This window comes from Roseibaca sp. Y0-43, from assembly GCF_020667835.1.
In the GTDB taxonomy this organism is placed as follows: Bacteria; Pseudomonadota; Alphaproteobacteria; order Rhodobacterales; family Rhodobacteraceae; genus Roseinatronobacter.
Window position 1 is genome coordinate 278,250 of sequence record NZ_JAFMPR010000004.1, and the last position, 25,807, is coordinate 304,056.

Annotated in this window: 17 protein-coding genes and 1 tRNA gene; 5 read left to right on the plus strand and 13 right to left on the minus strand. The window is 59.1% G+C overall.

Annotated features, from left to right (window positions below):
• Positions 1-3 precede the first annotated feature (3 nt).
• A complete protein-coding gene (locus J1C52_RS07185) occupies positions 4-954 on the minus strand; it encodes an NAD(P)H-dependent glycerol-3-phosphate dehydrogenase (RefSeq protein ID WP_227427251.1) in 951 nt (316 codons plus the stop codon).
• On the minus strand, positions 951-2,042 hold the full coding sequence (gene tsaD / locus J1C52_RS07190) for a tRNA (adenosine(37)-N6)-threonylcarbamoyltransferase complex transferase subunit TsaD (protein WP_227427252.1): 1,092 nt from the start codon (positions 2,040-2,042) through the stop codon (positions 951-953). Before tsaD ends, J1C52_RS07185 begins: the two co-directional genes overlap by 4 nt.
• 84 nt (positions 2,043-2,126) lie before the next feature.
• Here tsaD and J1C52_RS07195 point away from each other — a divergent pair, with 84 nt between their 5' ends.
• The 4 genes from J1C52_RS07195 to J1C52_RS07210 all read left to right on the plus strand — a co-directional run bounded on the left by J1C52_RS07195 (position 2,127) and on the right by J1C52_RS07210 (position 6,094).
• Positions 2,127-2,846: a uroporphyrinogen-III synthase gene (locus tag J1C52_RS07195; RefSeq protein WP_227427253.1), complete on the plus strand. Its 720-nt coding sequence runs from the start codon at positions 2,127-2,129 to the stop codon at positions 2,844-2,846.
• A 51-nt stretch (positions 2,847-2,897) separates the two neighbouring features.
• The gene (locus J1C52_RS07200) at positions 2,898-4,337 is read left to right on the plus strand and encodes a hypothetical protein (protein ID WP_227427254.1); all 1,440 of its coding nucleotides are present in this window, start codon (positions 2,898-2,900) and stop codon (positions 4,335-4,337) included.
• 10 nt (positions 4,338-4,347) lie between these two features.
• Positions 4,348-5,808 carry a heme biosynthesis protein HemY gene (locus J1C52_RS07205; protein ID WP_227427255.1) on the plus strand — a complete coding sequence of 487 codons (1,461 nt, stop codon included), beginning with the start codon at positions 4,348-4,350 and terminating at the stop codon, positions 5,806-5,808.
• Positions 5,809-6,018: 210 nt separating this feature from the next.
• Positions 6,019-6,094: transfer RNA gene (locus J1C52_RS07210), tRNA-Thr, on the plus strand.
• 62 nt (positions 6,095-6,156) lie between these two features.
• Here the strand turns inward: J1C52_RS07210 and brxL are convergent.
• The 7 genes from brxL to J1C52_RS07245 are packed head-to-tail and all read right to left on the minus strand — an operon-like array spanning position 6,157 to position 18,853.
• On the minus strand, positions 6,157-8,196 hold the full coding sequence (brxL, locus tag J1C52_RS07215) for a protease Lon-related BREX system protein BrxL (RefSeq protein WP_227427256.1): 2,040 nt from the start codon (positions 8,194-8,196) through the stop codon (positions 6,157-6,159).
• 10 nt (positions 8,197-8,206) lie between these two features.
• Positions 8,207-10,489, minus strand: a complete 2,283-nt coding sequence (gene pglZ, locus J1C52_RS07220) for a BREX-1 system phosphatase PglZ type B (protein WP_227427257.1) — start codon at positions 10,487-10,489, stop codon at positions 8,207-8,209.
• A complete protein-coding gene (locus J1C52_RS07225) occupies positions 10,486-13,860 on the minus strand; it encodes a BREX-1 system adenine-specific DNA-methyltransferase PglX (RefSeq protein ID WP_227427258.1) in 3,375 nt (1,124 codons plus the stop codon). The genes pglZ and J1C52_RS07225 overlap by 4 nt, the downstream gene beginning before the upstream one ends.
• A gap of 3 nt (positions 13,861-13,863) precedes the next feature.
• The gene (gene brxC / locus J1C52_RS07230; RefSeq protein ID WP_227427259.1) at positions 13,864-17,286 is read right to left on the minus strand and encodes a BREX system P-loop protein BrxC; all 3,423 of its coding nucleotides are present in this window, start codon (positions 17,284-17,286) and stop codon (positions 13,864-13,866) included.
• A gap of 9 nt (positions 17,287-17,295) precedes the next feature.
• The gene (locus J1C52_RS07235; RefSeq protein ID WP_227427260.1) at positions 17,296-17,841 is read right to left on the minus strand and encodes a hypothetical protein; all 546 of its coding nucleotides are present in this window, start codon (positions 17,839-17,841) and stop codon (positions 17,296-17,298) included.
• Positions 17,828-18,640, minus strand: a complete 813-nt coding sequence (locus tag J1C52_RS07240; protein ID WP_227427261.1) for a hypothetical protein — start codon at positions 18,638-18,640, stop codon at positions 17,828-17,830. Before J1C52_RS07240 ends, J1C52_RS07235 begins: the two co-directional genes overlap by 14 nt.
• A gap of 21 nt (positions 18,641-18,661) precedes the next feature.
• Positions 18,662-18,853 (minus strand): ribbon-helix-helix protein, CopG family, encoded by a 192-nt coding sequence (locus J1C52_RS07245; RefSeq protein ID WP_170340894.1) that lies wholly within the window; start codon positions 18,851-18,853, stop codon positions 18,662-18,664.
• Between the two features lie 94 nt (positions 18,854-18,947).
• Here J1C52_RS07245 and J1C52_RS07250 point away from each other — a divergent pair, with 94 nt between their 5' ends.
• A complete protein-coding gene (locus J1C52_RS07250; protein WP_227427262.1) occupies positions 18,948-20,345 on the plus strand; it encodes an exonuclease domain-containing protein in 1,398 nt (465 codons plus the stop codon).
• A gap of 165 nt (positions 20,346-20,510) precedes the next feature.
• On the opposite strand, the gene J1C52_RS07255 is transcribed toward J1C52_RS07250, so the two are convergent.
• The 4 genes from J1C52_RS07255 to J1C52_RS07270 form a co-directional block, all read right to left on the minus strand.
• Positions 20,511-22,916 (minus strand): bifunctional DNA primase/polymerase, encoded by a 2,406-nt coding sequence (locus J1C52_RS07255; RefSeq protein WP_227427263.1) that lies wholly within the window; start codon positions 22,914-22,916, stop codon positions 20,511-20,513.
• Positions 22,909-23,100, minus strand: coding sequence for a helix-turn-helix transcriptional regulator (locus tag J1C52_RS07260; protein ID WP_227427264.1), 192 nt, complete (start codon positions 23,098-23,100; stop codon positions 22,909-22,911). Before J1C52_RS07260 ends, J1C52_RS07255 begins: the two co-directional genes overlap by 8 nt.
• Before the next feature lie 65 nt (positions 23,101-23,165).
• Positions 23,166-23,783 (minus strand): hypothetical protein, encoded by a 618-nt coding sequence (locus tag J1C52_RS07265; RefSeq protein ID WP_227427265.1) that lies wholly within the window; start codon positions 23,781-23,783, stop codon positions 23,166-23,168.
• Positions 23,780-24,961, minus strand: coding sequence for a tyrosine-type recombinase/integrase (locus J1C52_RS07270; protein ID WP_227427266.1), 1,182 nt, complete (start codon positions 24,959-24,961; stop codon positions 23,780-23,782). Before J1C52_RS07270 ends, J1C52_RS07265 begins: the two co-directional genes overlap by 4 nt.
• Positions 24,962-25,807: the final 846 nt, after the last annotated feature.

Below are 25,807 nucleotides of genomic sequence, written 5' to 3' on the forward strand. Positions count from 1 at the left end.
CGGTTACTCCGTGGTCAGGGGGCGGGCGAGCAGCGCGCCCTTGGCTTCGGTCAGGGTCAGCATACCGTCCAGAACGGCGGCGACCATACGGGTTATGGGCATATCGACGCCACGTTCAATGGCCAAGCGCGCCACGGCGCGGGCGGTGGCGGCGCCTTCGACCGTGGTGCTGGCGTCGAACTCGGTGCCCGCCCCCAGCGCCAGCCCGTAGCGGAAATTGCGCGATTTCTCGGACCCGCAGGTCAGCACCAGATCGCCAAAGCCCGACAGGCCCGCCAAGGTCTCGCTGTCTGCCCCGAGCGCGAGTGCAAGGCGCTGCATCTCGGCATAGCCGCGCGCCATCAGCGCCGCGCGCGCCGATTCGCCAAAGCCCGCGCCGATCACCATGCCCGCGGCAATCGCAATCACGTTTTTCAGCGCGCCGCCCAGTTCCGCGCCGGTCACATCGGTATTGCGATAAAGGCGCAGGTTCTCGGTCGAAAGCGTCGTTTGCAGCATCTCGCCCAAGCCATCGTCGCGGGCGGCCAAGGTCAGTGCCGTGGGCAGGCCGCGCGCGATGTCGGCGGCAAAGCTGGGCCCGGTCAAGAGCGCAGCGCGGGTTCCCGGCAGCGCCTGTTCGATCACGCCCACCGGGCCGATCAGCAGGTCCAGATCCACCCCTTTGGAACAGGCGACCAGAATGCGAGGTGCCAGCAGGTCGGCATGTTCGCTTAGAAAGCCGCGCATTTGCTGCATGGGCATGGCCAGCAACACGATTTCGGCGTCAAGCTGCGCCAGATCGCTCAGGATGGTCACGCCCTCGGGCAGGTCCACGCCGGGCAGTCGGCGCGCGTTTTGCCGGGTCTTGGTCATCTCGGCGGCATGGTCCGGGTCGCGCGCCCAAAGCTGCGCGGTGCCAAGGGCACAGGCAAGGGCGGTGCCAAACGCACCCGCCCCAAGGATTGCCACACTCATGCTTTTGCCCCTTTCTTGCCCGATCCAAGCATCGGGCTTGCGGTTTGGTCCAAGGGCCAGCGCGGGCGGGCCGCAAGGGACATGTCGTCGCGCGCGCCCATTCGCAGGCGTTCCAGCCCGGCCCAAGCGATCATCGCGGCGTTATCCGTGCACAGCTTCAGGGGCGGCGCGAGGAAGCGCGCGCCGGCCGCTGCCGCGACCTGTTCCAGGGCGGCGCGCAAGACCTGGTTCGCCGCAACGCCGCCCGCCACCGCCAGCACGGGCGCTTGCGTCTGGGCCAGGGCGCGGCGGGTTTTTTCAGCCAGCACATCGGCCATGGCGGCCTGAAAACTGGCGCAAATATCGGCGCGGTCTTGGGCGTGCAGCCCGCCTTGGTCGGCCACTAGCGTGTCGCGCAGGCGCAGCACGGCGGTTTTCAGGCCAGAGAAGGACATGTCACATCCGGGGCGGTCCAGAAGCGGGCGGGGCAGGGAAAAGCGTTTGGCATCGCCCTTGCGCGCCTCCGCCTCGACCAGCGGGCCGCCGGGTTGGCCAAGACCCAGAAGTTTCGCCACCTTGTCAAAGGCTTCGCCCGGTGCGTCGTCGATCGTGCCGCCCAAGCGGGTGAAATCCTCTGGGCCAACTACCTGCAAGAACTGGCAATGCCCGCCAGAGACAAGCAGCATAAGATAGGGAAAGCCCACCCCGTCGGTCAGGCGCGGGGTCAGCGCATGGCCCGCCAAATGGTTCACCCCGATCATGGGTTTGCCGGTGGCCGCCGCCAACCCCTTGGCCAGCATCACGCCCGCCATGACCCCGCCAATCAGGCCCGGCCCGGCGGTGACGGCGATGGCGTCGATCTGTTCCAGCGTCACATCGGCGCTCTCAAGCGCCGCCTCGACCGCCAGATCCAGCTTCTCGGCATGGGCACGAGCCGCGATTTCGGGAACGACCCCGCCAAAGGCCGCGTGCAGCTCTGTCTGGCCCAGCACGATATTCGACAGGATCACCGCCCCGCCGCCCGTGCCGCGCAGCACCGCCGCTGCTGTGTCGTCGCAAGAGCTTTCCAGCCCCAGCACGGTCCAGCTATCGTCGGTCGGGTGGGGCATCGCGCGCTCTGTTGCAACTTGGGGACGGTTCCAGCTACCACTTGGGGCAAAGGCGCACAATCCCGTGCCGCGAAAGGGGGCATGATGCCGACCCTGTTGCTGACCCGTCCGCGGACAAGCGCGGAAAACTTCGTCAAGGCTGCTGCCTGGGCAGGCGATGTTGTGATCTCGCCGCTGATAGAGGTGGTGCTGCGCCCGATTGCCCCGCCCGCGCCGGGCGAGGGGGTGATCTTTACCTCTCAGCACGGGGTGCGCGCCGTGGCCGCCGTGACAGGGGTGCGCGATGCCCCGGTCTGGTGCGTCGGCCCCGGCACGTTTGCGGCGGCACAAGCGGCGGGGTTCGCTACGCTGCACCAAGGCGGCGGTACGGCAGAGTCGCTGATCGCAGAGCTTGCCGCCGCTCCGCCCGATTGCCCGCTTGTGCATGTTCACGGCGCGCATGTCGTGACCGATCTGGCCGGGCGGCTAATGGACGCAGGACTAAGGGCGCGCGGGGTGGTTGGTTATGACCAGCACGAGCGCCCGCTGAGCGATGCGGCGCGCCAGTGCCTGCTGCGTCAGGGTCATGTCGTGGTGCCCGTGTTCTCACCGCGCAGCGCGAAGTTATTCGCCCGCGCATGGGAGGAATTGGGTGCGCCCTTGGCGCAGCTACATGCGCTGGCGATCAGTGCAGCGGCGGCACAAGCGCTGGGGCAGGTGCCGCTGGCCAGCCTGACCATCGCGCACAGCCCCGATTTGCCGGGCGTGTTGGGGGCGCTTGGGCAGGTGCAAGCCACGCTTGAGCCTGACCAGAACCCGCGATAAGGTGCTGGAAGAGTTGCTGCAAAGCGGCGTAATTGGGATGGGGGATGACCGGTGGCGCGCAGAACGACGAGCAAGACAAGCACGACCAAGCGGACCACCACGCCCCGCAAGCCCCGCAGCACCAAAACCGCGCCAGAGGCGGCAGAGGCGACGGAAACAGAGGCCGTGGTCGCCGCAGAGCAGGCTGAAGCGCCAAGCGCCGAGTCTGACGTAAAGACTCCCGAGATCGCGGCACAGCCCGACGAAAAACAGTCCAGCCCGGCAGATGCCGCGCCCGAACCCGATCAGCCCGAAGCCCCCTTCGCTGCGCCCGATGCCGCCCCGACCGATGCCGCGGCCGCCGAGCCGGTGGCCGAGGCGACAGTGGCGACAGAGATTTCCGATGCGGCCGAAGCCGATGCGGCAGAGGTGGACACCCCGGCAGAGGCTGCATCAGATGCACTTGCCGAAGAAGCCGCCAAGGCTGATGCAACAACCGATCCCAAGGCAGACGCGCCCGCAGGTGCGCCCCCCGCGCCCTCTGCCCCGGCACCGCAGAAAAGCGGAGGCTTCATTCCCATGCTTCTGGGCGGCGCGGTTGCCGCGGCGCTTGGCTATGGCGCGCATTACGCGCAAAGCGGGCAGTCGGGAAATGCGGTGGCCGCGCTTCAGTCCGAGATTGCGGAGCTGCGCGCCGCCGTCGCCCAAGGCCCGGACCTGTCGGACCTGCAAGCCCAGATCGCGGCGCTGGAACCCGCCGCCGCCCCTGACCTGAGCGGCGTCAACGCGTCGCTGGACGAGTTGCGCGCCCAGATTGCCACCTTGCCTGACCTGCAAGCACAGCTTGATGGTATCGACACCAGTGGCGGCGTGGATCTTGGCCCGATAGAGGCGCAGCTTGCCGCCTTGCAAAGCGCCTATGCGCCGCTGCCCGACCAGATCGCCGCGCTGCAAGCCGAGATGGCCGATCTGCGCGCCCTTGCCACCGCCGAGATTGCCCAAGCCGAAGCCGCCGTTGACACCGCGCTGGGCCAAGCCGGGCTGGACCGCATCAGCGCGGCCCTTGTGACTGGCGACGCCTTTGCCGATGCCACCGCGCAACTGGATGACGCGGGCGTCGCGGTGCCTGACCCGATTGATGCCGCCGCCGCGCAGGGTGTGCAAACCCTTGAAGCGCTGCAAGCCAGCTTCGGAGAGGCCGCGCGCGCCGCGATTGCCGCCAGCCTGCAAACCGCGCCCGCCGAGTCGGCCACCGAAAAGCTGGGCAATTTCTTCCGCGCGCAAATCGGTGCCCGCTCGCTTGCGCCGCGCGAAGGCGACGATCCCGATGCCATTACTTCGCGCGCAGGCGCGGCGGTGGACGCGGGTGATCTGGCCACCGCGCTGAATGAGCTTGCAGCCCTGCCGGACGAGGGCCGCGCGGCCATGGCCGATTGGCTGGATGCCGCGCAAACCCGGTTGGACGTGACTGCCGCGCTCGATGCGCTGCAAGCCGATATGACGACAAGATAAGGATAAGATCATGTTCTGGACATTGCTGAAACTCCTTGTCTTCGTCGTGGTGGTGATCGGTCTGGCCTATGGGGCCGGCGCGCTTATGGATAGCGGGCAGACTGTGGGCCTGCGCATTCTAGACATGGAATTCACGCTGGGGCCGATCCAGGCGATCATTGCCTTCGTGGTGTTCCTTGTCGGGCTTTGGCTGGTGCTGAAGGCGATTTCGCTGTCGCTCGCGGTGCTGCGCTTCATGAATGGCGATGAAACCGCGATCCGCCGCTTCTTTACCCGCAACCGCGAAAAGCGCGGTCTGGATGCGCTGCTGGCGTCTATGCTGGCGCATTCTTCGGGCGATGCGAAACAGGCCATCGCCAAGGCCGAGAAGGCGCATAAACTGCTGAACCGGCCGATCATGACCAATCTTCTGATCGCTCAGGCGGCCGAGATGAAGGGCAACAATGCCAAGGCGATCGAGCATTACAAAGGCTTGCTCGATGACCCGCGCAGCCGTTTCGTGGGCATTCAGGGCTTGATCCGTGCAGAGCTGGAACTGGGCGAAACCGACAAGGCCCGCGCACTGGCGGCCAAGGCGCTGGAGATGCAGCCCGCCCATGAGGCCACGCAGAACACGCTTCTGAAATTGCAGACCGAAGCAGAGGACTGGAAAGGCGCGCGCAAGACGCTGGAGGTGAAGAAATCGAGCGGGCTTTTGCCGCGCGATGTCTATCGCCGCCGCGACGCTGTGCTGGCATTGCAGGAATCCGACGCCTTGGCGGCGAAGGGCGATCTGAACCGCGCGCGCGAAGCCGCCATCGAAGCCAACCGCCTGTCGCCGGACCTTGTGCCCGCCGCCGTGGCCGCAGCGCAAGCTTTGGTCGCGCAGGGCAAGGGCGGTTATGCGACCAAGGCCATCAAGGGCGCGTGGAAGGTGGCTCCGCACCCGGAACTGGCCGCAGCTTTCGCCGCGATCGAGAAGGGCGAATCCCCGCGCCAGCGTTTGAACCGATTCCAGAAGCTTCTGAAAATGCACCCCGGCGCGGACGAATCGCGCATGTTGCACGCCGAATTGTTGATCGCGAACGAAGATTTCCCCGGTGCCCGCCGTGCCTTGGGCGACCTGTTCGAGACGAACCCCACGATGCGCGCGCTGACCATCATGGCCGCGATCGAGCGCGGGGAAGGCGCGGATGACGCGGTCGTGCGTGGCTGGCTGGCGCGGGCGCTGACCGCCAAGCGCGGCGCGCAATGGATCTGCCAGAACTGCCAGCATGTGCACGCCAGCTGGCAGGCGATCTGCGAGCATTGCGGCGCGTTCGACACGCTGGAATGGCGCGACGTGCCCGATAGCGCAGGCCCCTCCGCCACCCAGACCGAACTTCTGCCGCTGATCGTCGGCAGCCTGCCCAAGCCCGCAGCAGAGGCCGAGGCGGAAGTGATCGAAGTCGGGGACGCAAATCCCGAACCACCCGCCGAAAAACCTGCATAAAGGGTCTGGTCTGCCCCGAAAACGGGTGCTAAGAGGCGCGAGAGGTCCGACAGGCTTGCCTGTCGGATCACCGGGGCCGCTGTAGCTCAGCTGGTAGAGCACGTCATTCGTAATTAGCGGGTCCGCTCGCAAACTACGTTTGAGACCAGTTGGTTAGGCGCGGCGCGTTGTAACTAGTAGGGCCATAGTAGGGCCGCGACAGAGAAGGATGCCGGTGTAGCTCAGCTGGTAGAGCACGTCATTCGTAATGATGGGGTCGGGGGTTCGAGTCCCTTCACCGGCACCATCCTTCTCAAAGAACCAAGACACATTTTAGATCGCGGAAAGCGCGGGGGCGAGCGAAGACCTTTAGTCGTGAACGCACTTACGTAGTGCGTCTGCTGCATCGGCGTAGAACAATACCTGCACCTTGGTTGCTACATCGTCTGACAAATCAATCAGTGCTCGGCGGCTAGAGACTGGCAGTAGGACCGCCTCGGCTCCCTTCTCCATTGCGAGCTCTACGAGATCAATTGGATTATGGACTGGCTCCAAAGATCCACCCAGGGTGATTCCTCCAGAGATTACCAACCCGCCCTTTATCGGCTTGCCGAGAAGTGCCGAGCAGAGCCCCATCAGCACTGGGATGCCGACATCCGAACCGTTCCTCGCCGCATCGAAGGCTCGCAACTGAATGGAGAACTCGTGCTCGCGGGGATTCCGCTCGCCCACCAGTTCGCGCGCATGGGCATAAAGGTTCTGTTCTGCGATTCGAACGCTTTCCTTGAATGGCCCCGGCGGTGATTGGTTTAGAATCTTGACCCCGCTGCCAGAGGTTTCGTTGACCTCTATCCGAAAGAGGCCTGTCCCTTCATCTTGTCCACCGGGACTGATCGTCCAAACCTGGCCTGCAGGGAGCGGATCAGCACCAATGCTGTTTTCGCTTTGAAGCTCAGGTGTGGAGACGAATTTCTCTACTCCATCCAAGCCCATAACATAGCTGAATTGTGTATTTCGAAACTCCGCGGATCCTATGCGTTTCTGTTGCTCTTTAACGCGACGGCGCACTTCAAGGGCGAGACGAACCGCCCACTCCAGGTCATCATCCGGGATCGGTGAAGTAGGGTCAGGATAGAGCAACTTAAGAAGACCAGATACGGTCTTGTTGACAGCATTCTGATCCCGACCGGACAGCGCACCGCCGAAGTGCACCCGGCCTGAGAGCTTGTCGACCCGACTTTGCGCCCTCAGACGCGAAAAACACTCTGCCAAGACATCACTGACTAGTCCAAAGTGATCGGTGAATAGTTCCTTGCTAACCTTGGGTACGTCCCAGCCTGGTAGGTAGCAGTGAATGCGGTCCATGAATGCCGTGTCATTGCGCATCTCTGGCGGCATAGGACCGAATAGATGTCCGACCCTTTGCTGATGTTGAACATCGACATCGAAGTTGCCGACCATGACAATACTGCCTTCGGCGCGGATGCTTTCCCTGCCTCGAGAGAACTCACCCGACTCCATGTACCCTTTCATGATGTTGACGCCGTCCTTCTGATCGAAAGAGATGCCAGAGACCTCGTCGAAACAGACCACGTCGTATTGGCAGACTAGCCCACGTTGGCCGTTCGACATGTTTACGAACATGCGTGCGACAGTGGCTTTGCCACCTGAAACTAGATGCGCATAGGGCGAAACCTGCTGATAGAGGTGGCTCTTGCCAGTCCCACGAGGCCCCAGTTCAACCATGTTATAGTTGGCCTCAACGAAGGGAACCATTCGAAGGAACATCGCATCCCTTGCTCTCTCGTTAAGCTTGTCTGGCTCAAGTCCAACGCTTCTTAATAGACACGCTTTCCACTCTTCGGTTGAGAGTGACGCTCGTCCGGATGCAATCTTGTCCAGTATGTCTCGGGTCGAGAGTTGAATTTCCCGAAGGCTCAGTATCTCAAAGGGCCGCCCCCCTTTCTCTTGAGCAATGCTGGCATCGTAGCCAAGCTCGACTTCGGCATAGAAGCCACCAGTCAGCATACGTTCGTGATCTTGAACGACCTTGTCGGCGACTCTGACGTCATTCAGTCGAAGACTGGGGAGAGACACCAAGTAGCTGTCAGTCTTCGCGTCCAACCTAGCAGTAATGATGTCAATAATCCGGACTGAGCCACGATCTCTGGCGCGAGCTTTGAAGAGTTCCTCCTCGCCGGCTCGAACGGTTCTATCAGACAGTTGCGCTTGCACCATCTGAATGCCTTCTTCGATCTCGGTCGGGTCAGTACTCGCGCAGTAGCGACCTAGCATGAATTCGACCACGTACGTTGGGATAGGAAACTGCCCGCGAAACCGCCTGACGAGGTCCTTTCGCACAATGTGGGCTGGGAAGGCTTCGGCCGCCTTGCGGTCCAGTGTATCCATCGTCACCACCCTATTCCCCTCCAACTGTCGTAACGCGTTGGCTTACGACATGTCCGTTGGCATCAAGGATTACCAAGCAGGCCGTTTCACCCTCGTGTTCGTCACTTACGAGAAACGAGGTCCGCCCATTGTCATCCAAGACGCGGCCACCCTTGATCAGGCTCGGGCCACTCGTCTCAGAGCCGAGTCTAAGGTCAGCTTCCAGGTCGGCGCCGCCTGCTACCTCTAGCCTCAGGCGGAAACCCTCCCACTGCGCCTTCGAAATTGACACCTCACTGCGGACATTGTTTCCGGTGACCAAGATGACCGGCAAGACGCATTCCTGCGGACTAATCCCGCCATGTGCATATTCGCATCCGGCATAGAAGACTCGAGCCCCGGTGGCGGCTGCGATTGAGATGTCCGAGTTCCAGGTCCACGGGACCTGCATGTACGATGTAGTCGCCTTTGGTTTGACTAGCGCACAACGCGTCCGTTTTCCGCTTGGTTCTACTAGACCAGGGTCTAGAGCGGCGTGCGGTAAGTTCCCCGGCATCAAGAGCCAACCGTGATCCGTAACGATTCGGACATCCCGTCCTGATCTGACTAGGCTGGAAACCGCGTCCGCAACGTCCCTTACACTCTGTCCCAGTCGCTCGGCCAACCTCGCCCCAAGCGCATGCCCTTCCTCATCGAACCGACCAGTCTCCGTCCAAAGCCTTTGGTCAGGTAGAAGCGCTGTGTCCGTCTCCCAACCGTTTGCATTCAAGAGTTTGATCAAGTTCGGTTTGTTTGCCGGTTTGTCGTCTGGCGTGATTGGCAAAACGTCGTTTGTGGTAGCCGGACCTTTAAGTACCTCAGCCACCGGTGTTACGAGCGGCTTGCAGGTTGCTGTAACTGTCGGAAAGCCTGACCAGATCCAACCTAGTTCCGGCTTTAACCCGTCTTTTCGAAGCATTTGGACAAGCTGTTGGCCAACGTCCATCCGGAGACCATCGACGAATAGGACAGTCGTCACATCAGGGTCTATTGTCTCCGGCTGCGAGAACTTCACCTTGCCTTTGCGCACGAGTTCCTGGAGGGCAACAGCGCCTTCGTCGAGCCAGGGCAGATAGATGGCCCGGAGAGCGGCAGCGACAGCTAAGCGATCCAGCTCTCTTGGGGCGCTCGCAATTGCGGACATCGCCGAACAATCGGCATTCCATCCGTTATTGGCATATGCCTCTGCAAGTGCACTACCATCATGGGTGGGCAAAGAGGCCGCTGTCGCCAAAGCTGCGAGATGTTCTAAGGCATTTGCTAGTGGTGCCTCTCCACGACGCGCCCAGACTGTACTGCGTCGCCAGGCGTGTTCTTTCTCGAGTCCCTGAACCTTTGCGCGGGCCTCATCAAAAGATAGTTCGGATAAGCTTTGGAGCGCGTCTCTAAGTTCCTTCTCTCCCTTCGCGTTAAGCTTTGGGTAGACCTCTCGGTTGCCCGAATGGTCAAAGAGCGAGGCGGGTTCTTCGAAGCCCAAGTAGTCGACCACTTGAGTAAACCCTGTCGACCCTTCGAAACGCGCCCAAACTTGCGCCCACTTGCCTTCGCGTTTCACCAGGCGCTTCACTGCATCCTGTTTCGAGAGCTTGGAAGGATCGAACTTCAGCTCTTTCTTCGCAATACTGGCAAAAGCATTGAACCGTGCTGCGTCGACCTCATCCGACAATGAACCATCAATCCAATCCAGCATGTCGGCGGCCAGGTCGGGGGCGAGGAGCGCATTCAACTGATCTGCATCCCAGCGCTTTCCGCGAAGTTCATCGACCGACCTGGTGCAGAGGCGAACGGCTGCATGTGACAGTGCCGCGCGCGTCGCGGAGTCATCGGGTATTTCGAGTTTCAATGGTCCGCGTTCTGCGGACAGGAACCCCCGAAGCGTCCAGTCCTTTCCGTTCACGTGGCCAAAGTACGAACCCGCGACGGTGTACCAAACCAGTGGCTGGAGGAGTTGTGGACAGTCTTCTGCGCCTTTGAGGGTCTCCCGCGCGACCCCCGGTATGTAGATGATCGGCGTGGTGCCCTCTGGCCAACCGACACCTTCGACCGCACCCACGGTAGCTGCACGAATCCAAACTGCTGGCCCGGTGCGCGCCTCGGGTTCAAAGTCACCAAACGTAAAAAGCTCAGGAAGACGCTCCCGCAGAGCGGGGATCAGAGGCGAGAAGTCTTTACCCGCATCACACCAAACAACCGCAACCGGCGCCGCCTCTGCCGAGGCGTTGTAGCTCGCTGCTTCGTGTAAAGCGGCAACAAGGGCGTCGAGCGGAGTTGTCACTTGGACGCCTCCTTACGCCGAGTTGCGGCTTCTCGCGCAGCCCGCTTCTCCGCAAGCGTAGTATGGTGATCGTTTCGGCGTTCGCCCTTAAAAACATCACACCAAGGCGCGGATGAAACATCCTTTCCTCGATCCTTATCCTTAAGGATCTTGTCTAGCTTGTGTGTAAGCACACCCGCCAAAATGAAAGGGCGGATGTTTTGCCGGACACCATCGTCCAGTTCGGGGTCCCAACCAAGCGGTTGCTTGGCAAGAGACTTCCAACGCACGAAGATATCGTAGGGCTTTTCGCCTTCCAAGATCGCTTCCAGCTTTTGCTGCAGTTCACGGCCCTTTTCGTATCGCAGCGTATTTCCTTCTGCTTTGGCACGTGCCAGCCAATCACCAAGCAGGGTGTATGTGAGCTTCCGCAGATTGGCTTGGTCGAAGCGGTGGTAGTGAACGAAGACCGAGAAGCCGTCTTTCAGACCATCCGAGATGTGCCAAAGGAAAGGGCGTTGGCCGAACAGTTGGCAATGTTGGCGGAAAGCGCGGTCCCGCACCCAAGCCTCGAGCGAACTGTCGCGGGCGACCTTCTTGTCCAGGACCTCATCGGCTTCAGCGACCAGTCGTCTTTCTAGGCTTTCTGTCCACTCAGAACCAAATGCAGCCGCAAGGTAAGCTCTCAAGCGATTAGCGATCGTTTTCTCGCCTGCTACGGCAGGCACGCCAAGAAGGCCGTCATTGTCACCAACCGGTAGTGCTGCGGCCTTGTGCGCCCATTCGCGGGCTTCTTCGGAGAGGCGCATTTCTGTCTTGGTTTCTGCCGGCCAGCGGTAGCCTGCCAGACGTGACAAAGCAACATGTAGAGTTGTTCCTTTCGCGGCTCCCACGGGATGTCCATGGAACAACCATTGCGTAGGTTCATCAGAATAGGGCAAGGGTAATCCGGACGGATACCGTTTGTTCCCTTCCTTTCTCCAGTAATCAATGTCGAAGGGAGCCTGGATGAGATCACCTTGGACCTTAAGTGCCTTTGATATCTTTCTCACTTCTTGATTGAAGCGCTCATCACTTACAAATGCCCATATTGGAAGAAGATCATTCTCATCGTTTGGGATAATCGCTACTGAATTGCTATCGTACAAATCGCCATCATATAGACTGACAGGTAGGTTGCCCATTGCGCTGACAAGCACGCCACGCTTCCCCCAAGCGCCTTCGCCTCTTATCCACGAAGAAACGTTGCCATCAAGACGCTCATCTACAAAATCTAGAAGTTCACCCGATCCCTTTTCCCAAAGCAGTGCCTTTTGATATCCACCGAAAGATACCGTTGATTTAATAGTGGTTTGTTGAAGCGACCATCTTTCATTTGGCAGCTCCAGCTCCCAGAAATCCCTTCCAAATCTCTCGTAGTCGCCAGTGCAGACACCAAGCTTGAAAAAAGAAACATTAGCTAGTTTCGGAAGGTTGGATCTTGCTTCCGTTGAAATCTTCTTTTCACTATCTGCAAGCTGTGACGATTGCTTTACTAGGGAAAATTGACCAGAAAGTAGTATTTCTTCTTTCTCGTTGGAGTTCTTGCCGTCGTTGGCATCAAGCGCGGAATAAATACTTTCTTTGTGAGCTACTGTGTTCTCAACGGTAATCAATGCTGTATTAACAACCTCACCGCTAATCGTTTCGAAGGCCCTCGAGCCCAATGCTGACAGCATATTAAACCTGAAATTTCTGAGCATATCTTCTCGAAATTTCTTGTAGTATGCCTGATATAGCCAATTCTGGGGAGTTACCGCGCAAATCGCACCAGAGCTCTCAGAAAGCTGAAGCATTCGTTCCAGCATCGAGGTTGCCAGGTCAGGTTTTGCGTTCTTGAAGCGAGCTGCAAGGTAGTCTGCTAGTTCCGGGGATTGTTTTACACGGGATAAGTATGGAACATTTGTAACCTGGAGCCAAAACTTCTTGTACAACAAGCCCGCTGCATCCGACATGCCTCGAGCAGAGATCACGCCCTCTATATAGTCGGGTTCTGCACTTTTTGATCTCTCAAGCAGCGATGAAAGATTCTTTTCAATTTCGCGCATCCGCTGCGATTCAAATAAATCATTCCCTATTGGCTGTAATAGGCTACCGACAGTCGGCGCTTGTACGAATAGGTCATGCATTGCGCTGAAGGCGTATTTTAGCTCTTCATCGCCACGCGCCAGATCGATGAACTCTTTCTTAGGCAATGGCGGCGGTGCGCCCACCCAGGCAATGTGCGGGAGGGGTAGTGGTTGCCATCCCCCAATACGCCAGGCCGAAAGCGCGACGGCGAACGCCGCAATCTGGACACATCGACCGTCGATCTCCAATCCATGCAGATTGTCTCGAAGTACTGCTGATACCGCATCGGCGGGCGACAGACTTTCTTCAGTCTGGCGAAGTGCGGCGAGGATCGCCAGTGCCTCAGTCAAGAAATGCCCCGACCCACAGCACGGGTCGAGTAAAGTGATTCTATTGGCTTCTCTGGGCCAACCGGGGAATGTACCTGCTGCCGGTCTCCATGGTCCGTCCTCGCCGTCACGAACGAACCGCAGCATGTCAAAGGTGTAATCCGGCAAAGCGCAGGCAGCTCGGAGCTCTTTTTCGTCCGCAGCGGTTTCGGCCAATGTCGGGTTGCTGGCTAAGACCTTTCCTGCCCACCATGCCCCCAACGTGTTGTGCAGCAAGGAACGCACCATATAGGGCTCGGTGAACAACTGGGTTACTGCAGGCAGTTCGTCAGCACCGATCTTCACGCCGGAAGCGTTGACTGCATCCTTCTCTGCCGCCCGCCAGAACTGGTAGGTCCAGCCGAGACTATCTTCTGCCTCGAAGATTTCGGCATCCAGTCCCGTCACAAGCTTCTGCAGCTTCTGCGTGTGAACCGGATCGATGTCCAACGCGAGAACTGGATCATCAACCCGGAAGACAGCAGGTAGCATTTGCGCCGCGTATCTCTCGGCTATCGTCCAAGGGTCGGTCAGCCCCTCAGCCTCAGCCAGTTCCCGGCAGTCTTCCAAGGTCACGGGGACATCGTACTCGGGGTTTCGTAGCAGACCACGTTCCGCCAGAAACCGTGCGAAAAGCATCCGATGCCAATGGGCATAGGCGGTGGCTTCGATCAGATGCTTGGTCTCTTGGGTGTCGTTGGTGCGGTCGAAAGCATCACCAAGTGCGCGCGCATGTGCACGCAGCCGCCGCCGAAGCTCCTTCTCCTCTTCGGAAAGGTAGGACGGGGCCTTGCCTTCGGCGACGCCCAAGCGCCGGATTGCATCTCGTGCGCCTTCCTCCGCAACTATGCGGGCGTCCTTGATTACCCGCTCCAGCGTGCGTCGAAGAGTGGATGGCAGATAACGTTCACTCATGCGTCAAACCTTTGGAATCACTGGGCCGCTCTGCAGACCTTCGGCAACCTTTTCGCGGACCTTTTGGAGCCACTCCTCCAAGTCGGCTTCCGACTTCACCAAAGCGCCGGGCAGCAGAACAGTGTGGGCTTTGGGTTCAAGTTCAGCAGCCGCAGAGGCCAACGCATCGTCGATACGGGTCGGCAGCGCCTTCACCATGCTATCCCATTCGGAAAGCCCTCTAGCGCTCAATGCTTCCGCGATGGCCTGTGGCGTGTCGACAGCCGGTTTTGTCGCTTGGAGCAGGCCGTTTTCTTCGCGGATAGCGCGCTTCTGTTCCGGAGATAGCTTGTTCCACGTTGGATCGTTCGCGAGCCGCTCCTCGCCGCTTTTCCAGGCCTTCTCCCAAGCCTGATAGACGCCATTGAGCCTAGCTCGCAGTGTATCCGCTGCGGCGGAAATCAAGGGTGGAACCGGATCAGGATCGGCCAATAGGCGGCGACCGGTGCGAATACTCTCAAGGTCGCTTTCTTGATCTTTAGCACCCATGCCAACAAGACGTTCTGCGAGACGCCAATTAGGCATTCTCTCCGAAATAACCTGTTTGGCTTTCTTCCACTCCCTCAGCTTTTCGCGCAGATCGGCGGCGTCTGCTGCCAGGGCAGCTAGAAGGTCGTTGCCCGACAGGCTTTTGTATGAGGCAAGGTTTGGAACGGAGTCCGCTTCTGGGGCTGGTGCATCGCTCCCAGACTCCGCGGCGGCCGTTTGAAGCCGGTCAAGAAGTGCTGAGAGTGCAAGCTGCTCCTGGTTGTTCTCATACGGGATGCCCGTGTCGTTTAGCAGGCCTCGCACAGCCATTCGCTGGTGGATCGTGATCACCGTTGTCTCAGACCGGAACGTGCAAGTGCCGATCTTTTGGCGTGGGATGTCCGGCAAGGATGCAGGCTTGCCATCATCACCGGTCACGCGAAGCAGGCCAGCGTTTGCCAAGACGATCAGGGCGCCGTCCACAGCATCTTGAGACCAACCGTATGGCGCACCAGTGAACTTCGTACGAAGATCGGAGCCCTTTCGACCTGGCCCCAAATCAGCGATGATTGCTTTGCAGACTGGGTGGCTTTCAGGGGCACCAGAATGATCCACTGCCTTCATAGCATCCGGGTCTTTTCGTACCGCCCTATCGCGCACTTTGCCCCATCCGGCATGATCGCCGTCCGGAAACTGTGGATAGAGACGCGCAAGGGCATTGGTCGCTGCGACCTTGGCCGCGTCGGCAGGGGCTCCGGTCACGACCTTCCCGCCAGCTTGAATGACCCGCGCTTGCGCCACAGCCTCAGCAATGATTTCCTTTGCTGCATTCTGAGCTTTGTTCGAACGCGACTGCATAGCCGACTGGGCTTCCCGGCCGGCATCGGTTTGAGGGACGCCGCGTAGTTGGAGGACTTGTTCTGCTGCCTTCCATGTTGTGAGCGCGTTCGTGAGTTCGCTGTCGCGTGAACGATGCCGCGAAATCAGCAGGTGAACCGTCGGGTCAGAAGTTGGGGCCGCTGCGATTTCCTTTTCGATCTGTGTGAGGTCTTCGCTCCATCCATTGTGGAGTCTCAGCGCGATCCCATCGCTCGGATCCTTGTCACCAGGTTGCAGGCGGTGGATTCGTCGCGTCTCCTTGCTGGCGCCATGCGGGACGCTCGCGGCGCCTGCCAAGGCCGTATCAATCGCGTTGGTGAGAAGATCGCGCCGGGTTCGGCTCAAGGAAGATTGGTCAGCTAGGAGTGTCTTCTCCTCCGTTCTGTAAGCAGCCTCCCAGTCAGCGCTTTCTTTTGTCTGCAGACGCCATTCGCCTTCAACTTCGATAACCGCACCATCGGCTTGCAGCTCTTGAAGCAATTCAGGCACCTTTCGGCGCAACTCGTCTTCGCCGGCCAGATTGACGATCAATAGATCAGCTATTGTCTCAGGCTTCGAGCGCACTCCGTGTCTGTCCGCCTCAGGCGCAATGCGACCCAGCATGTAGACCAACATCAGAATCCGGGCTTTAAGGCGCTCGTCTTCGCTTCCACCTTTGAGTGCTTCGATCCGGTTTCGTGTTTCGCCTGGCAAGAGGCCGGCGTTGTAGGCCTCCGTGGCGAACCGGCCGTAAAGGAAGTCGACTGGTACTGCGTGACCCAGGGGCTTGTCCCCATAGGTCTTGGCTGCGTCTAGCGTCGTTCTGAGTTGGCCACGCAGCGTTCCGCCGAGACCAGTCCTGTCCAATTCCCGAAGAATGCGCTCCCAAACGCGACGCCGCGCAGGAAGGAGAGGCCAATCAAGGATAGCATCGGGATCGTCCTGCACAGTGTGAGCCAGACGGCTGCCATTGAGTTGGCGGCTGATCTCACCGGCATTGGCATCGAGCATGTGCTTGATGTCCTTTTCAGCGCCGCTCTTCTTGCGCAGCACGGTTTTTCGAATAACCGCATCAACATCGGCCTCACCAAGTGCGATTTGAATTGGAAACCGGTCGAGCAACTTCTGAAGGTTCGGCACGTCGCTTAGGGCCTGCTGCCCTGTAGCAACAAGCAAAAGGCGCCCATCAAATCGGCCTGCAAGGCGCTCGGCGATTGTCTGTATTTTGAGGGTCAGGCTAGGGTCCTGGCGAATAAACTGCTGAACTTCGTCCAGAACCACCAGGGTCAAGGGAAGCTCCTTGCGGCCAAGCATCAAAGCTTGCCTTGCAACGGTCTCCAAGAGGTCGACGGTGACCGGCGGCGGCTCTGGAAACTGCGTCTTTAGAAGCTCGCGCAATTCTTTTGGAGACGAGGCGAGCTCCGGCTTGGCCTTAAGAACAGCGTCGGCAAAGCGAGGCGAGAGGATAAAGTTGCGAATATCGCTTTGGAACTTCTCTCCAAGCTCTGCGCGAACAGTCTCAAGGATTTCGAGATTGTCGAGCCAGAGGGCAACCTGCGCAGCACGTAGATCGCTAGGGAGTCCAACCGCTCTGAGGATGATCCCCAGTGTTGCTTCAGCTGGGTCAGAGGGGCCTGTACCAAGCGTGTCTCCTGCTGCGACTACTCCGCCAGCCCTATGAGCCGCGATCCTGAGTTCTTTTAGAGGCGCCGCCACCTCGGGCGGAATGTGCGGAATCAGACCTTCAGCCGTAGCTCCGTCGTCGAACTCCAAGTTGGTCCAGAGCGCGGCGAGCATGCTGGCCATGTGCGATTTACCAGACCCGTAGAAGCCGGATATCCATACGGCGGGTGCACCGCTCCCCTTCCCAATCGAGCCAAGGAAACCTTCCAGAATGCGGGTTAGGCCATCGGCATAAGCACCGTCGCAAACGAACGTCGACAGCTCACCACGTAGAGTATCCATGGCCTCTGGGGCCGGCGGAACGGAGATCTTTGCTACACCTTGGTTTGCGAGTTGGTACTGGGCGGGATCGGTATGAAACGTGTCTTTGTTCAGCATTCTGATATCTCAAACGGAGGGGTCTGCGGGAATCGGGACAGCGTGGTAGTTCCAGCCATCACGCGCATCTAGAAGTCGGTACACGCCGGCTGAGTGCTTGCCGGGGAAGCCTACCAGCAAGCGGCCGGGCACTGCGCTTGCGACACGGCTAATCAGAGTTGAAACGCGGGCGACGCCAAAGAGGGCGCCACATCCATCAACTGCGAGCACATCGTTCGCCGAGCATTCGGTCAAAGCCATACCGATCTCTTCTACGAGAGCATCTTCGATGTCGGGGAGGAGACCACGAATTTCATTTGGCTGCTCAACAAGACCTTCAAACAGCTCATGCTTCGCGATCCAGGTTCCGAACCACGGAGCCAAGTCCAGGAGCTTCCAGCCGTGTCCAGCCTTTTGCGTCGCGTGCTCGAATTCCCCGATCCTTCCGGAGAAGCGGCGTTGCATGGACTTGTCGAACCAAACGATCCAAACCCGACCGGCGGCCGGTGTGTCTGAAGCCCACGGAAGGTTCACTTGCTTTGTGTAGGCGGCAAGGATTTCGTCAAACGTGTTCAAGCTCTGACACTCCCAGAGTTGAAGACAATGGCTGACGAACCGAGATTTCTGTCACGTCTCCGGCAGACCGGACTCGGGCTAGACCTAGGCTTTCGGCTCGTCGCATTTGATCCAAGGCTTGTTCTGGCGAAAGGTCGAGGACCTTCATCCAGACTGACCCGAGGATTGCAGGTCCACCATAGCCAGCTGCAGTAGCGCAAAGGGCTGCAAGCGTCGTTGCGTGCGGTGTCGCGCTAACACGCTGGCGGGTCTTCTTCGCGCGGCCGCTGAGGTGGCCGCTGTGCGTCCATGTCGAAGCGCAGTTCTGCGCCATGGAACGGACCATCTTGTAGCTGAAGCGATCAGGATGAGCGGAAGACAGCGCGTCCTCGAAGTTGGGTCTTTCCAATGTTTGACCAACCGGCGTTCCAAGAACAACTTTTGCTGTGTCTCGCAACAAGGGGTCTCGGGCCAAAGCGACCAGAAGCGTGAGTAGGGCGTGCCCCTCGCGATCTTGGGGCCACAAACCCACCATTACCTTCGTTATGGGGGGCTGGTCGTTGAAGCCGTAGAGGGAGCATAGATGGCGATAGGTTAGACGCCGCGTATTCGCGGTCGACTTTCCCATAATGTTGTCATCAATTGCCGCGATCTTGAGGCTATCTGCGCTTGTGATGCCAGACGAAAGCAGGCTTTCGACTTCGGGGAGCATCATTGTCTTGGATTGGTGAGCACCGCCGCCAGACGTGCGAAATCCAAAACTAGAGAGCTGTTGTTCCGTCTTATTTTCGTTGAACCAGGCGCCGAGTCCGTCTTCCATACTGCTCTCTTTTCAATTTCGTTATTCGCCACGCTTTGCTGGCTCTACATGTGGATGGCCAGCTTGATATTCGTCGACGAACTGACGGATTGCTTTCCGGATGACCCAGGAAATCGAAGCGTCATTTTCGGCTGCGATTTCAGCCAAAATATTATGATCGCGCTCTTCCAAGCTTACGGACAGCCTGGTTGCTTTCAGGGGTCGGTCGGCCATTGAAGCTCCCGTCGTTGCTTATCAATAGGCATGAGTGCATCAATGTTCAACAGAGTGGTGCACTCTCCTGGCGCCACCTAGAGAGGAAAAGCGAATGGGTTACGTCTTCTATGACACGGAGACTACCGGGACGGATACCACGTTCGACCAGATTCTGCAGTTTGCGGCGATCCGGACGGATGATGACCTGAACGAACTTGACCGCTTCGAAATCCGTTGCCGCCTGCTGCCTCATGTCGTGCCCGCCGCTGGCGCCCTGTTGGCCACACGGGTGACGCCAGCGATGCTGACGGACCCCAGCCTGCCGACACACTACGAGGCTATGCTGACCATCGCACAGAAGCTGCGCGAATGGTCGCCGGCGATCTTCACCGGGTACAACACCCTCGCCTTCGACGAACCGCTGCTGCGGCAAGCGTTCTATCAGACCCTGCAGCCTATCTACCTGACCAACACAAACGGCAATCAGCGGGCGGATGTTCTGCGCCTCGCGCAGGTCACGGCAGCCCTGGCGCCCAACGCGATAACCGTGCCAATTAACCACATCGAACGGCCCACCCTGAAACTCGATATGTTGGCCCCCGCGAACGGGTTTGCCCATGAAAACGCCCATGACGCCCTGGCGGATGTGGAGGCGACCATCTTCATGGCCCGTCTGATCCGCGACCGCGCGCCGGCTGTCTGGGCTTCCCTGATGCCGCTGGTCGACAAGGCGGAAGTGCAGGCGCGGGTGCTGTCGGGTCAGCCGCTATGTCTCGTCCAGTACCACATGGGCCGTCCGACCGTGCTTCCAGTGGTGGGCGGCGGCCAGAGCTCCGACAATCCGACCATGCTCGCGGTTGTCGATCTGACCAAGGACCCTGAACCGATTCTTCAAATGGATGTCGACGGTTTGGTGAAGGCGATGCAGGGGCCTGACCGGGCCATCCGGATCGTCACGTCGAACAAGATGCCAGCGCTGGTGGATATGTCGGTCGGGCCTGACTTTGGCATAGCCGCCGCGGAGATCGCCCGCAGAGCCTCGGAGGTCGCCCAGGACGGCCCTTTTGCCGCCCGGGTGAGGCAAGCCCTGGCGCAGCGCTACGCGCCCTGGCCGGCCGCTGAGGTGGTCGAGGCGAGGATATATGAGGGCTTCCCTAGCCGGGCGGACGAAGGGCGCATGCAAGCGTTTCACAAGGCGACCAGGCCAGAACGCGCGGAGCTGGTTGAAACCTTCGAAGATGACCGCCTGCGCGAGCTCGGACGACGTATCGTGTTCCTAGAGCAACCGGACGCCCTGAGGCCTGAGCTTCGCCAGGGACTCGAGACCTGGCAGCACAATCGGCTACACGGGCGCGAGGGTGTGCAAGCCGGGCGTACTATCAGCGATGCAATGGCCGATTTGGATAGCATCGTGGTCACTGAAACCAACGCTGCCGCACTTCACGACATCAGGTTGTGGCTAGGAAGCCAGCAACCTCAAGGCATCGAACGAGAAACCAGCCAGGGTTAGAAGGGTTAGCAGGGTTTGCTCCGCCCACTACGTGGAGCACGCATTGGTTTTAGGTGCCCGCACAGTATGCCCCCGCTGCAGCGGGTCCTGCAAACCCCGTAAACCCCTCAAACCAGTAAGAGATGCCGGCGAATTGCCGGCATCCCCCATGGCTTGCCCACAGTATCAGAACGGAAGCTCCACAAAAGTGCGGCTTTCCGGCGCTACCAGGCGATAGCGCTTCACACCTGTGGGATCATCCACGCATTTCAGAGCGCGACCACCGACGACCCGGTCCTTGTGTCGAGCGAGGTATCGCCCGACACTACGGGCATTGAACACTCCCTTTGCCGTTCGTGACGCCAATGCATCGTGCAACATCGCCACTTTCGAGTAGGGGTCTTGCATGGCCTTCTCGGCTATCTCTGCGAGCGTGACCGCCTCTGACCCCAGGGCGGTGTTCCACAGATCGATAAGCTCTGCGAGATCGCTTTTTCGCGGATCATCTGCGATAGCGCGCTCACGCGTCACGGTTGGGTCCGGCTCGCCAAGCCATATCAGTGCCTCTCTCACGATATTCCATTCCTCGAACGAGCCCATCGGCGTCATCATTTCCGGACGATAGGCGACGGTGTAAGCCCGCAGAATGGTAAGCCCCGCAACCACAAGGTCTGGTCGGTTCTCAAGTACCTCTTGGCGCGGATCGAACGAATGTTCGATCTGATCCGGCCGTTCGGCCCCGGTATCGATGCGACATACAAGTGTCCGACGACCGAGATCGCCTTCCACCTCCAGATTATTTCCGGTCGCCATCACCAATACGTTTGTGGGGAGTCGTTTGGTCTCCGACCGACCCAGCACGCGCGCCGTGATGAACTCTTGCGTTAGGATTGAACACAAGGTGTCACCGCCCAAGGGTCGATCACAGTTGTCTATCACCAGGACAGCATCGCCTGCCATCAAGACGCTTGAGAGCCGTTTCTCGTCCTCCTCGGGGCTCTTTCCCTGTGACATCATTGTGGGCTTGTGTCCGGTGGCGATGAGACCGACCGTCTCGCCCAACAACGATTTCCCCGACCCCGCAGTAGGCGCATCGATCGCAAAGAGCGGCGCCGATGGTAGGTTCCGTCGGATCAGTGATGTCAGAACCGAGCTCAATAGCACACTTTGATCTGCCCGCGTTGCGAAAGCGAACTCACGAAACGGACGTGACAGTATCTCCAGAGCGGCAAGCGCCTCCTCGTAGGTTGGGTTCTCCGGAACGGGCGGAAAAGCCACCCCACCAGGATCGAACAGAAGGCCTGTCATACGATCATATCCCGGTTCTTGCAGTACGGTACCGTCCGGCCTGAGGGTCGGGGTCGACACGACGCCATTAAGCACTGGCGAGTTCCATTCACCCACCCTCGCGAGCAGCATGGAAACATGCGGCGTGGGCGGATCGATGGGATAGTTTCCTTCCTCGCCAGGTTTCTGCCAGATGGCAACGAGAGCGAACTTTTCCCGCAGCCATGCCGGGGTCAACTCGACGAGGAGCGGGATCCCGCTGGAGCGGCGAACGCCTCCATCCCCTGTGCTCTCAGGAAGCCGAATCACCCGAACAAGGCTTTCACCCCGTTGGTAGACACCAAGATCAGCATTGATGAGAGCCGCTTCAGCTTGATCGACTTCCGTCGGCTGGTGGCCAGCACGAACCAATATCCGGGGACGCGGATCGTCGGGTGATGCACCGCCCATAAGTCCAAGCCATTCGCGAAGCTTCGGCTGAAGTGCCTCGATTCCCAACCTGGCGCAAAGTTCAGGGAGCCCCCACACGGTCTCTCCGGCCTCAATCCGAGCGCGGGATGCAGAAGCTTTACCCGCTCGTTTTTCGGCTTCTTCGTCACCAGCGATGCCTGCGACGCCAACCACCAGGCTGTCGATCTCCTCGTCTTGCAGTCCACACCGAACGAGCATGCCCGACAGCATCATGCAGATCTCGTCCCGTTCTCCGGCATTTTTTGGATAGCAGGCAGAGATCGTCGAGAGCGCCGCTAACAGACCGCACCGGCTAAGAAGTTCACCGCTTTCCCATGAAGGGATATCGCGTGGATCATCATCCCACTCGACTACCTCGCCGCTCGGATGTACCGACGGCGGAAACATTGTTTGGTGCTTGTTGCCACGAACCTCCAGAATCATGGACCGGTCAAGCTTGAGACGTTCTGCCAGATCGTCGGGGAGCTGGTAGGTGACGCGGGTCTTCTTTATCTTAGAGTAAACGACCCGATGGCTCCGGCGCGCGCTCTCGCGACCGAAACTTGGCAACTCACCTAGCAGCAACTCCGCAAGTTGGGCAGCTTCAGGAGAGTCGAAGTCGATATCGACCAACCCACTAGAGCGGGCGCCAAGGGCGATCCCGACGTTTGTTGTCGGTGTGAAACGCTCGTAGATGCGTTGCTTGTCCCACAGTACAGGCTGTTTCCAGCCGCCCTTGGGCTTCTTCTCTTTCTGCGGCAGCACGAGGGGCTCCCAGCCGATATCGACATAGAACATCGCGGCTTTCGCGGGCGACTCGAATGTCAGGCGGTTCTTGATGCTGTGCTCAGACATTGCCGAAACCCTCCGCGACGAAGGCGTCCAGGTCTGACTTGAGGTAACGAACGGCCTTGTTTTCGAACTTCACGAAGCGCGGGCCGCGATTTTGCGTGCGCCACTTCTCAAGTGTCTGGGGGCTGAGGCATAGTTGCCGTGCTGCTGCCTTGGTGGTCAGCAGATTTTCTGTCTTCTTCTCCATGAGAAACCTCCTTTGGCTAGTGGAGGTCTCCTAATATTCACAGATTCTTAGGTCGGACGAATCATTCAAAATAGTGTCTTCAAATCCCGCACCGGATCTCCGGCTTCTGCGACTGGGATCATAAAAGGACCAAACAAGTCCCTTGCTTGATCAATCCATCCAACCATGAATCCCGTTTCAAGATTTCCGTGGATAACAACCTGCACAACCAAATCGTCTTGATGCTTCCGGAACTTGCGAGCTAGCCGGGCCACGACACTTTCTTCTTCGACCATGGGGTCAAACTTCTCGCCCTGCTCCTTGAGTCTTTGAACCACATCACGTGCAAGTGGCTTTATGCCTCGGCAGGCGGCATCGTCGTGATCACCCCAAGATATGCGGTTCTCTTGTTGAATGTATTCCGCGCCGCCACGATCTGAGATGTACTCCCGAGCCATTTCGACCAAGATGGGAAAATCGCGGCTTTCCTTAAGATCATCTTTTGGCTTGATTCCAAAAATGGCTTTCTTTGCGTCACGCAGGCGCTCTAAGTCGGAATGCTTTTTGCCAGTTTGCATGGGGTGCGCCCTGATCAAGGAGAGAAGAAAAAGATCCACAAATGCAAGTGAGAGCTGATCAGCCTCTCGCCAATCGTAATTCTCTATGGTCAGGCCCTCCCAGAATTTCGCCGGTTCGTCTGTCATGAGGCCTTCCTGTTTTCTGTTTGCGCCGAGAGTTGAAGAATCTTGGCTGCCACGAGGGACACCGGACCGCGCAACCGCTCGAGGTCGCTGACAATGTAGCCTGCAGTCACGTCGCCCGACAGACGGTGGTTCAAAAGTCGCTTCAAGGCGTAGTGTGGGATGTCCAAGCTCTCCGCGATGGTGATGAACGTTCGACGCAGGTCATGCAGCGTGAAGCTGACACCGCTGCGTTCAGTTACACGTGCGGTGAACTTCTTGGTTTCCACTATATGGCCCTTTCGACCGGAACTGGGGAACACCCAGGGGGACCGCCCGGACTGCGCCTTTCGGTCGTGCAGCAAGCAAACCAGGAAGTCAGCCAGCGGGAGGTCCAGCGGGTCGCCGTTCTTTGTCTTTGGAATATGCAGAGCGCGCTCTTCTAGGTTCACTTGTTCCCAGCGGAGAGCAGCGATCTCGTTCCGCCGCATGCCGGTGAACAGCGCGATCAGCAGGAAATCCCGCGCATAGTCGGGTTCGTCCATCACGGCGGCCCACCAGGCCGGTAGGTCCGCAGCAGAGACTGCGCCGCGCCGGCGCCGCTCAGGGTACCAGGCGCGCGCCTGGGTTAGGATAGTGACCGGGTTCGGCGGGAATTCATCATACGCCGCGGCGGTTACATTATATACCGACCGAAGATGCCGCATGACGTTGTTAGCGGTGACTTCGCCGTGTTCCTTGGCGATGCGCTGATGACGCTTTAGCACCATCTGCCGGGTAATGCTGGTGACTGGCGACCGCTTCCAGTCCTTCAAGTACAGATTTGCGGAGCGCTGGTAGCTCTCGCGCGTGCTGTTCGCGAGACCGCTGCGGGTTTCAAAAAACTGATCAAAGGCTTGGCCGAGGGTCAGGCCTTCCTGCGCAACGCGGCGCTTTTCGGCGTTGGGGTCCACGCCGGCAGCCATGTCGCTCAAGATGCTCAGTGCTCTCTTGCGCGCTTCGTCTACTGAGACCGCATCTGCACGGCCGATGGTTACGCGGCGGGTGCGACCAGCCACCTGGCCTTCCACATAGTAGACCTTTGACTGCGACCCCAAGCGAACTCCGAGCCCGCGAAGTAGTTCGTCACGATAGAAGACTTGACCCGTGTTGGGATGAGGCAGCGCCTCGATGGCGCGTTTTGTAAATCGAAGTGTTGGCATTGAGACCTCCTGTGGCCTCAACTCAACTTAAGCACGATATCTCGAAAAAACAATCATTATCAGAGACTTATCATACTTCACCGGGCGCTGTCCTACGTGTGCGCGCACGAGCAAACAGCATCAGGATCACCCGCTATAGAGATAGCGCTCTCGACTTTAGTCACTTGCGCAAACGGCCCAAAGCCCATGTTTGCATACCCCCACAAGGAATCCGGGTAGGTCGGTAGATGCCTCGGACCGAGAGCGAACTGGTCTGCCAAGGTCGCGGTAGCCGTGCATGGGGTGCCGTCTAGGCAAAGCATTCGAGGTTTGCAGACGATAAGAAGGTGCGCCCAATGTCTGACCAACTCTTCTGCGCTTTGCGGAACTACGCAAAGGCCCCGACAACTTCTTCAGGGGTGGTCTGAACCGGAAGACGCTCGCCGAGCTAGTAGTCTTCTTTTTGGACATGATTTCAATTATAAAGCTGATGGGGCTCGCTCAGCGACCCGCAAGACTGCTCCTGAGAGTGCCGCAAGTTGAAAGGTTGGTATGCCGACTGTTGGCTGGATCCGCGAAGGTGATCTCGATGCCTTTTACGAGGGCACTGAACGCACCCCTGATCCGTCGCCACCAAAAGGACCGACCTTTCTATGCCCTTTCTGCGCTTCGGTCTTCGCAACACAGTCCGAGTTCAACGAGCATGTGTATTCGCAACATCGGGTCGAACGTCCAGTTATTACGCTGCGAGGTGTGGAGTTGAACGCGCATGATGAACCGCTCCGGTTTCGCCGGAGACTGTTGAGTTCGTATTTCAAGCTGCAATTTTGTCTGACTTCAAGGCCTCCTTATATTTCTCCTCGGCTT

Coding starts and splice junctions, on each gene's coding strand:
- J1C52_RS07185 (WP_227427251.1), bottom strand. CDS start 954: ATGAGTGTGGCAATCCTTGGGGCGGGTGCGTTTGGCACCGCCCTTGCC.
- tsaD (WP_227427252.1), bottom strand. CDS start 2,042: ATGCCCCACCCGACCGACGATAGCTGGACCGTGCTGGGGCTGGAAAGC.
- J1C52_RS07195 (WP_227427253.1), top strand. CDS start 2,127: ATGCCGACCCTGTTGCTGACCCGTCCGCGGACAAGCGCGGAAAACTTC.
- J1C52_RS07205 (WP_227427255.1), top strand. CDS start 4,348: ATGTTCTGGACATTGCTGAAACTCCTTGTCTTCGTCGTGGTGGTGATC.
- brxL (WP_227427256.1), bottom strand. CDS start 8,196: ATGGATACACTGGACCGCAAGGCGGCCGAAGCCTTCCCAGCCCACATT.
- J1C52_RS07225 (WP_227427258.1), bottom strand. CDS start 13,860: ATGAGTGAACGTTATCTGCCATCCACTCTTCGACGCACGCTGGAGCGG.
- brxC (WP_227427259.1), bottom strand. CDS start 17,286: ATGCTGAACAAAGACACGTTTCATACCGATCCCGCCCAGTACCAACTC.
- J1C52_RS07240 (WP_227427261.1), bottom strand. CDS start 18,640: ATGGAAGACGGACTCGGCGCCTGGTTCAACGAAAATAAGACGGAACAA.
- J1C52_RS07245 (WP_170340894.1), bottom strand. CDS start 18,853: ATGGCCGACCGACCCCTGAAAGCAACCAGGCTGTCCGTAAGCTTGGAA.
- J1C52_RS07250 (WP_227427262.1), top strand. CDS start 18,948: ATGGGTTACGTCTTCTATGACACGGAGACTACCGGGACGGATACCACG.
- J1C52_RS07255 (WP_227427263.1), bottom strand. CDS start 22,916: ATGTCTGAGCACAGCATCAAGAACCGCCTGACATTCGAGTCGCCCGCG.
- J1C52_RS07260 (WP_227427264.1), bottom strand. CDS start 23,100: ATGGAGAAGAAGACAGAAAATCTGCTGACCACCAAGGCAGCAGCACGG.
- J1C52_RS07265 (WP_227427265.1), bottom strand. CDS start 23,783: ATGACAGACGAACCGGCGAAATTCTGGGAGGGCCTGACCATAGAGAAT.
- J1C52_RS07270 (WP_227427266.1), bottom strand. CDS start 24,961: ATGCCAACACTTCGATTTACAAAACGCGCCATCGAGGCGCTGCCTCAT.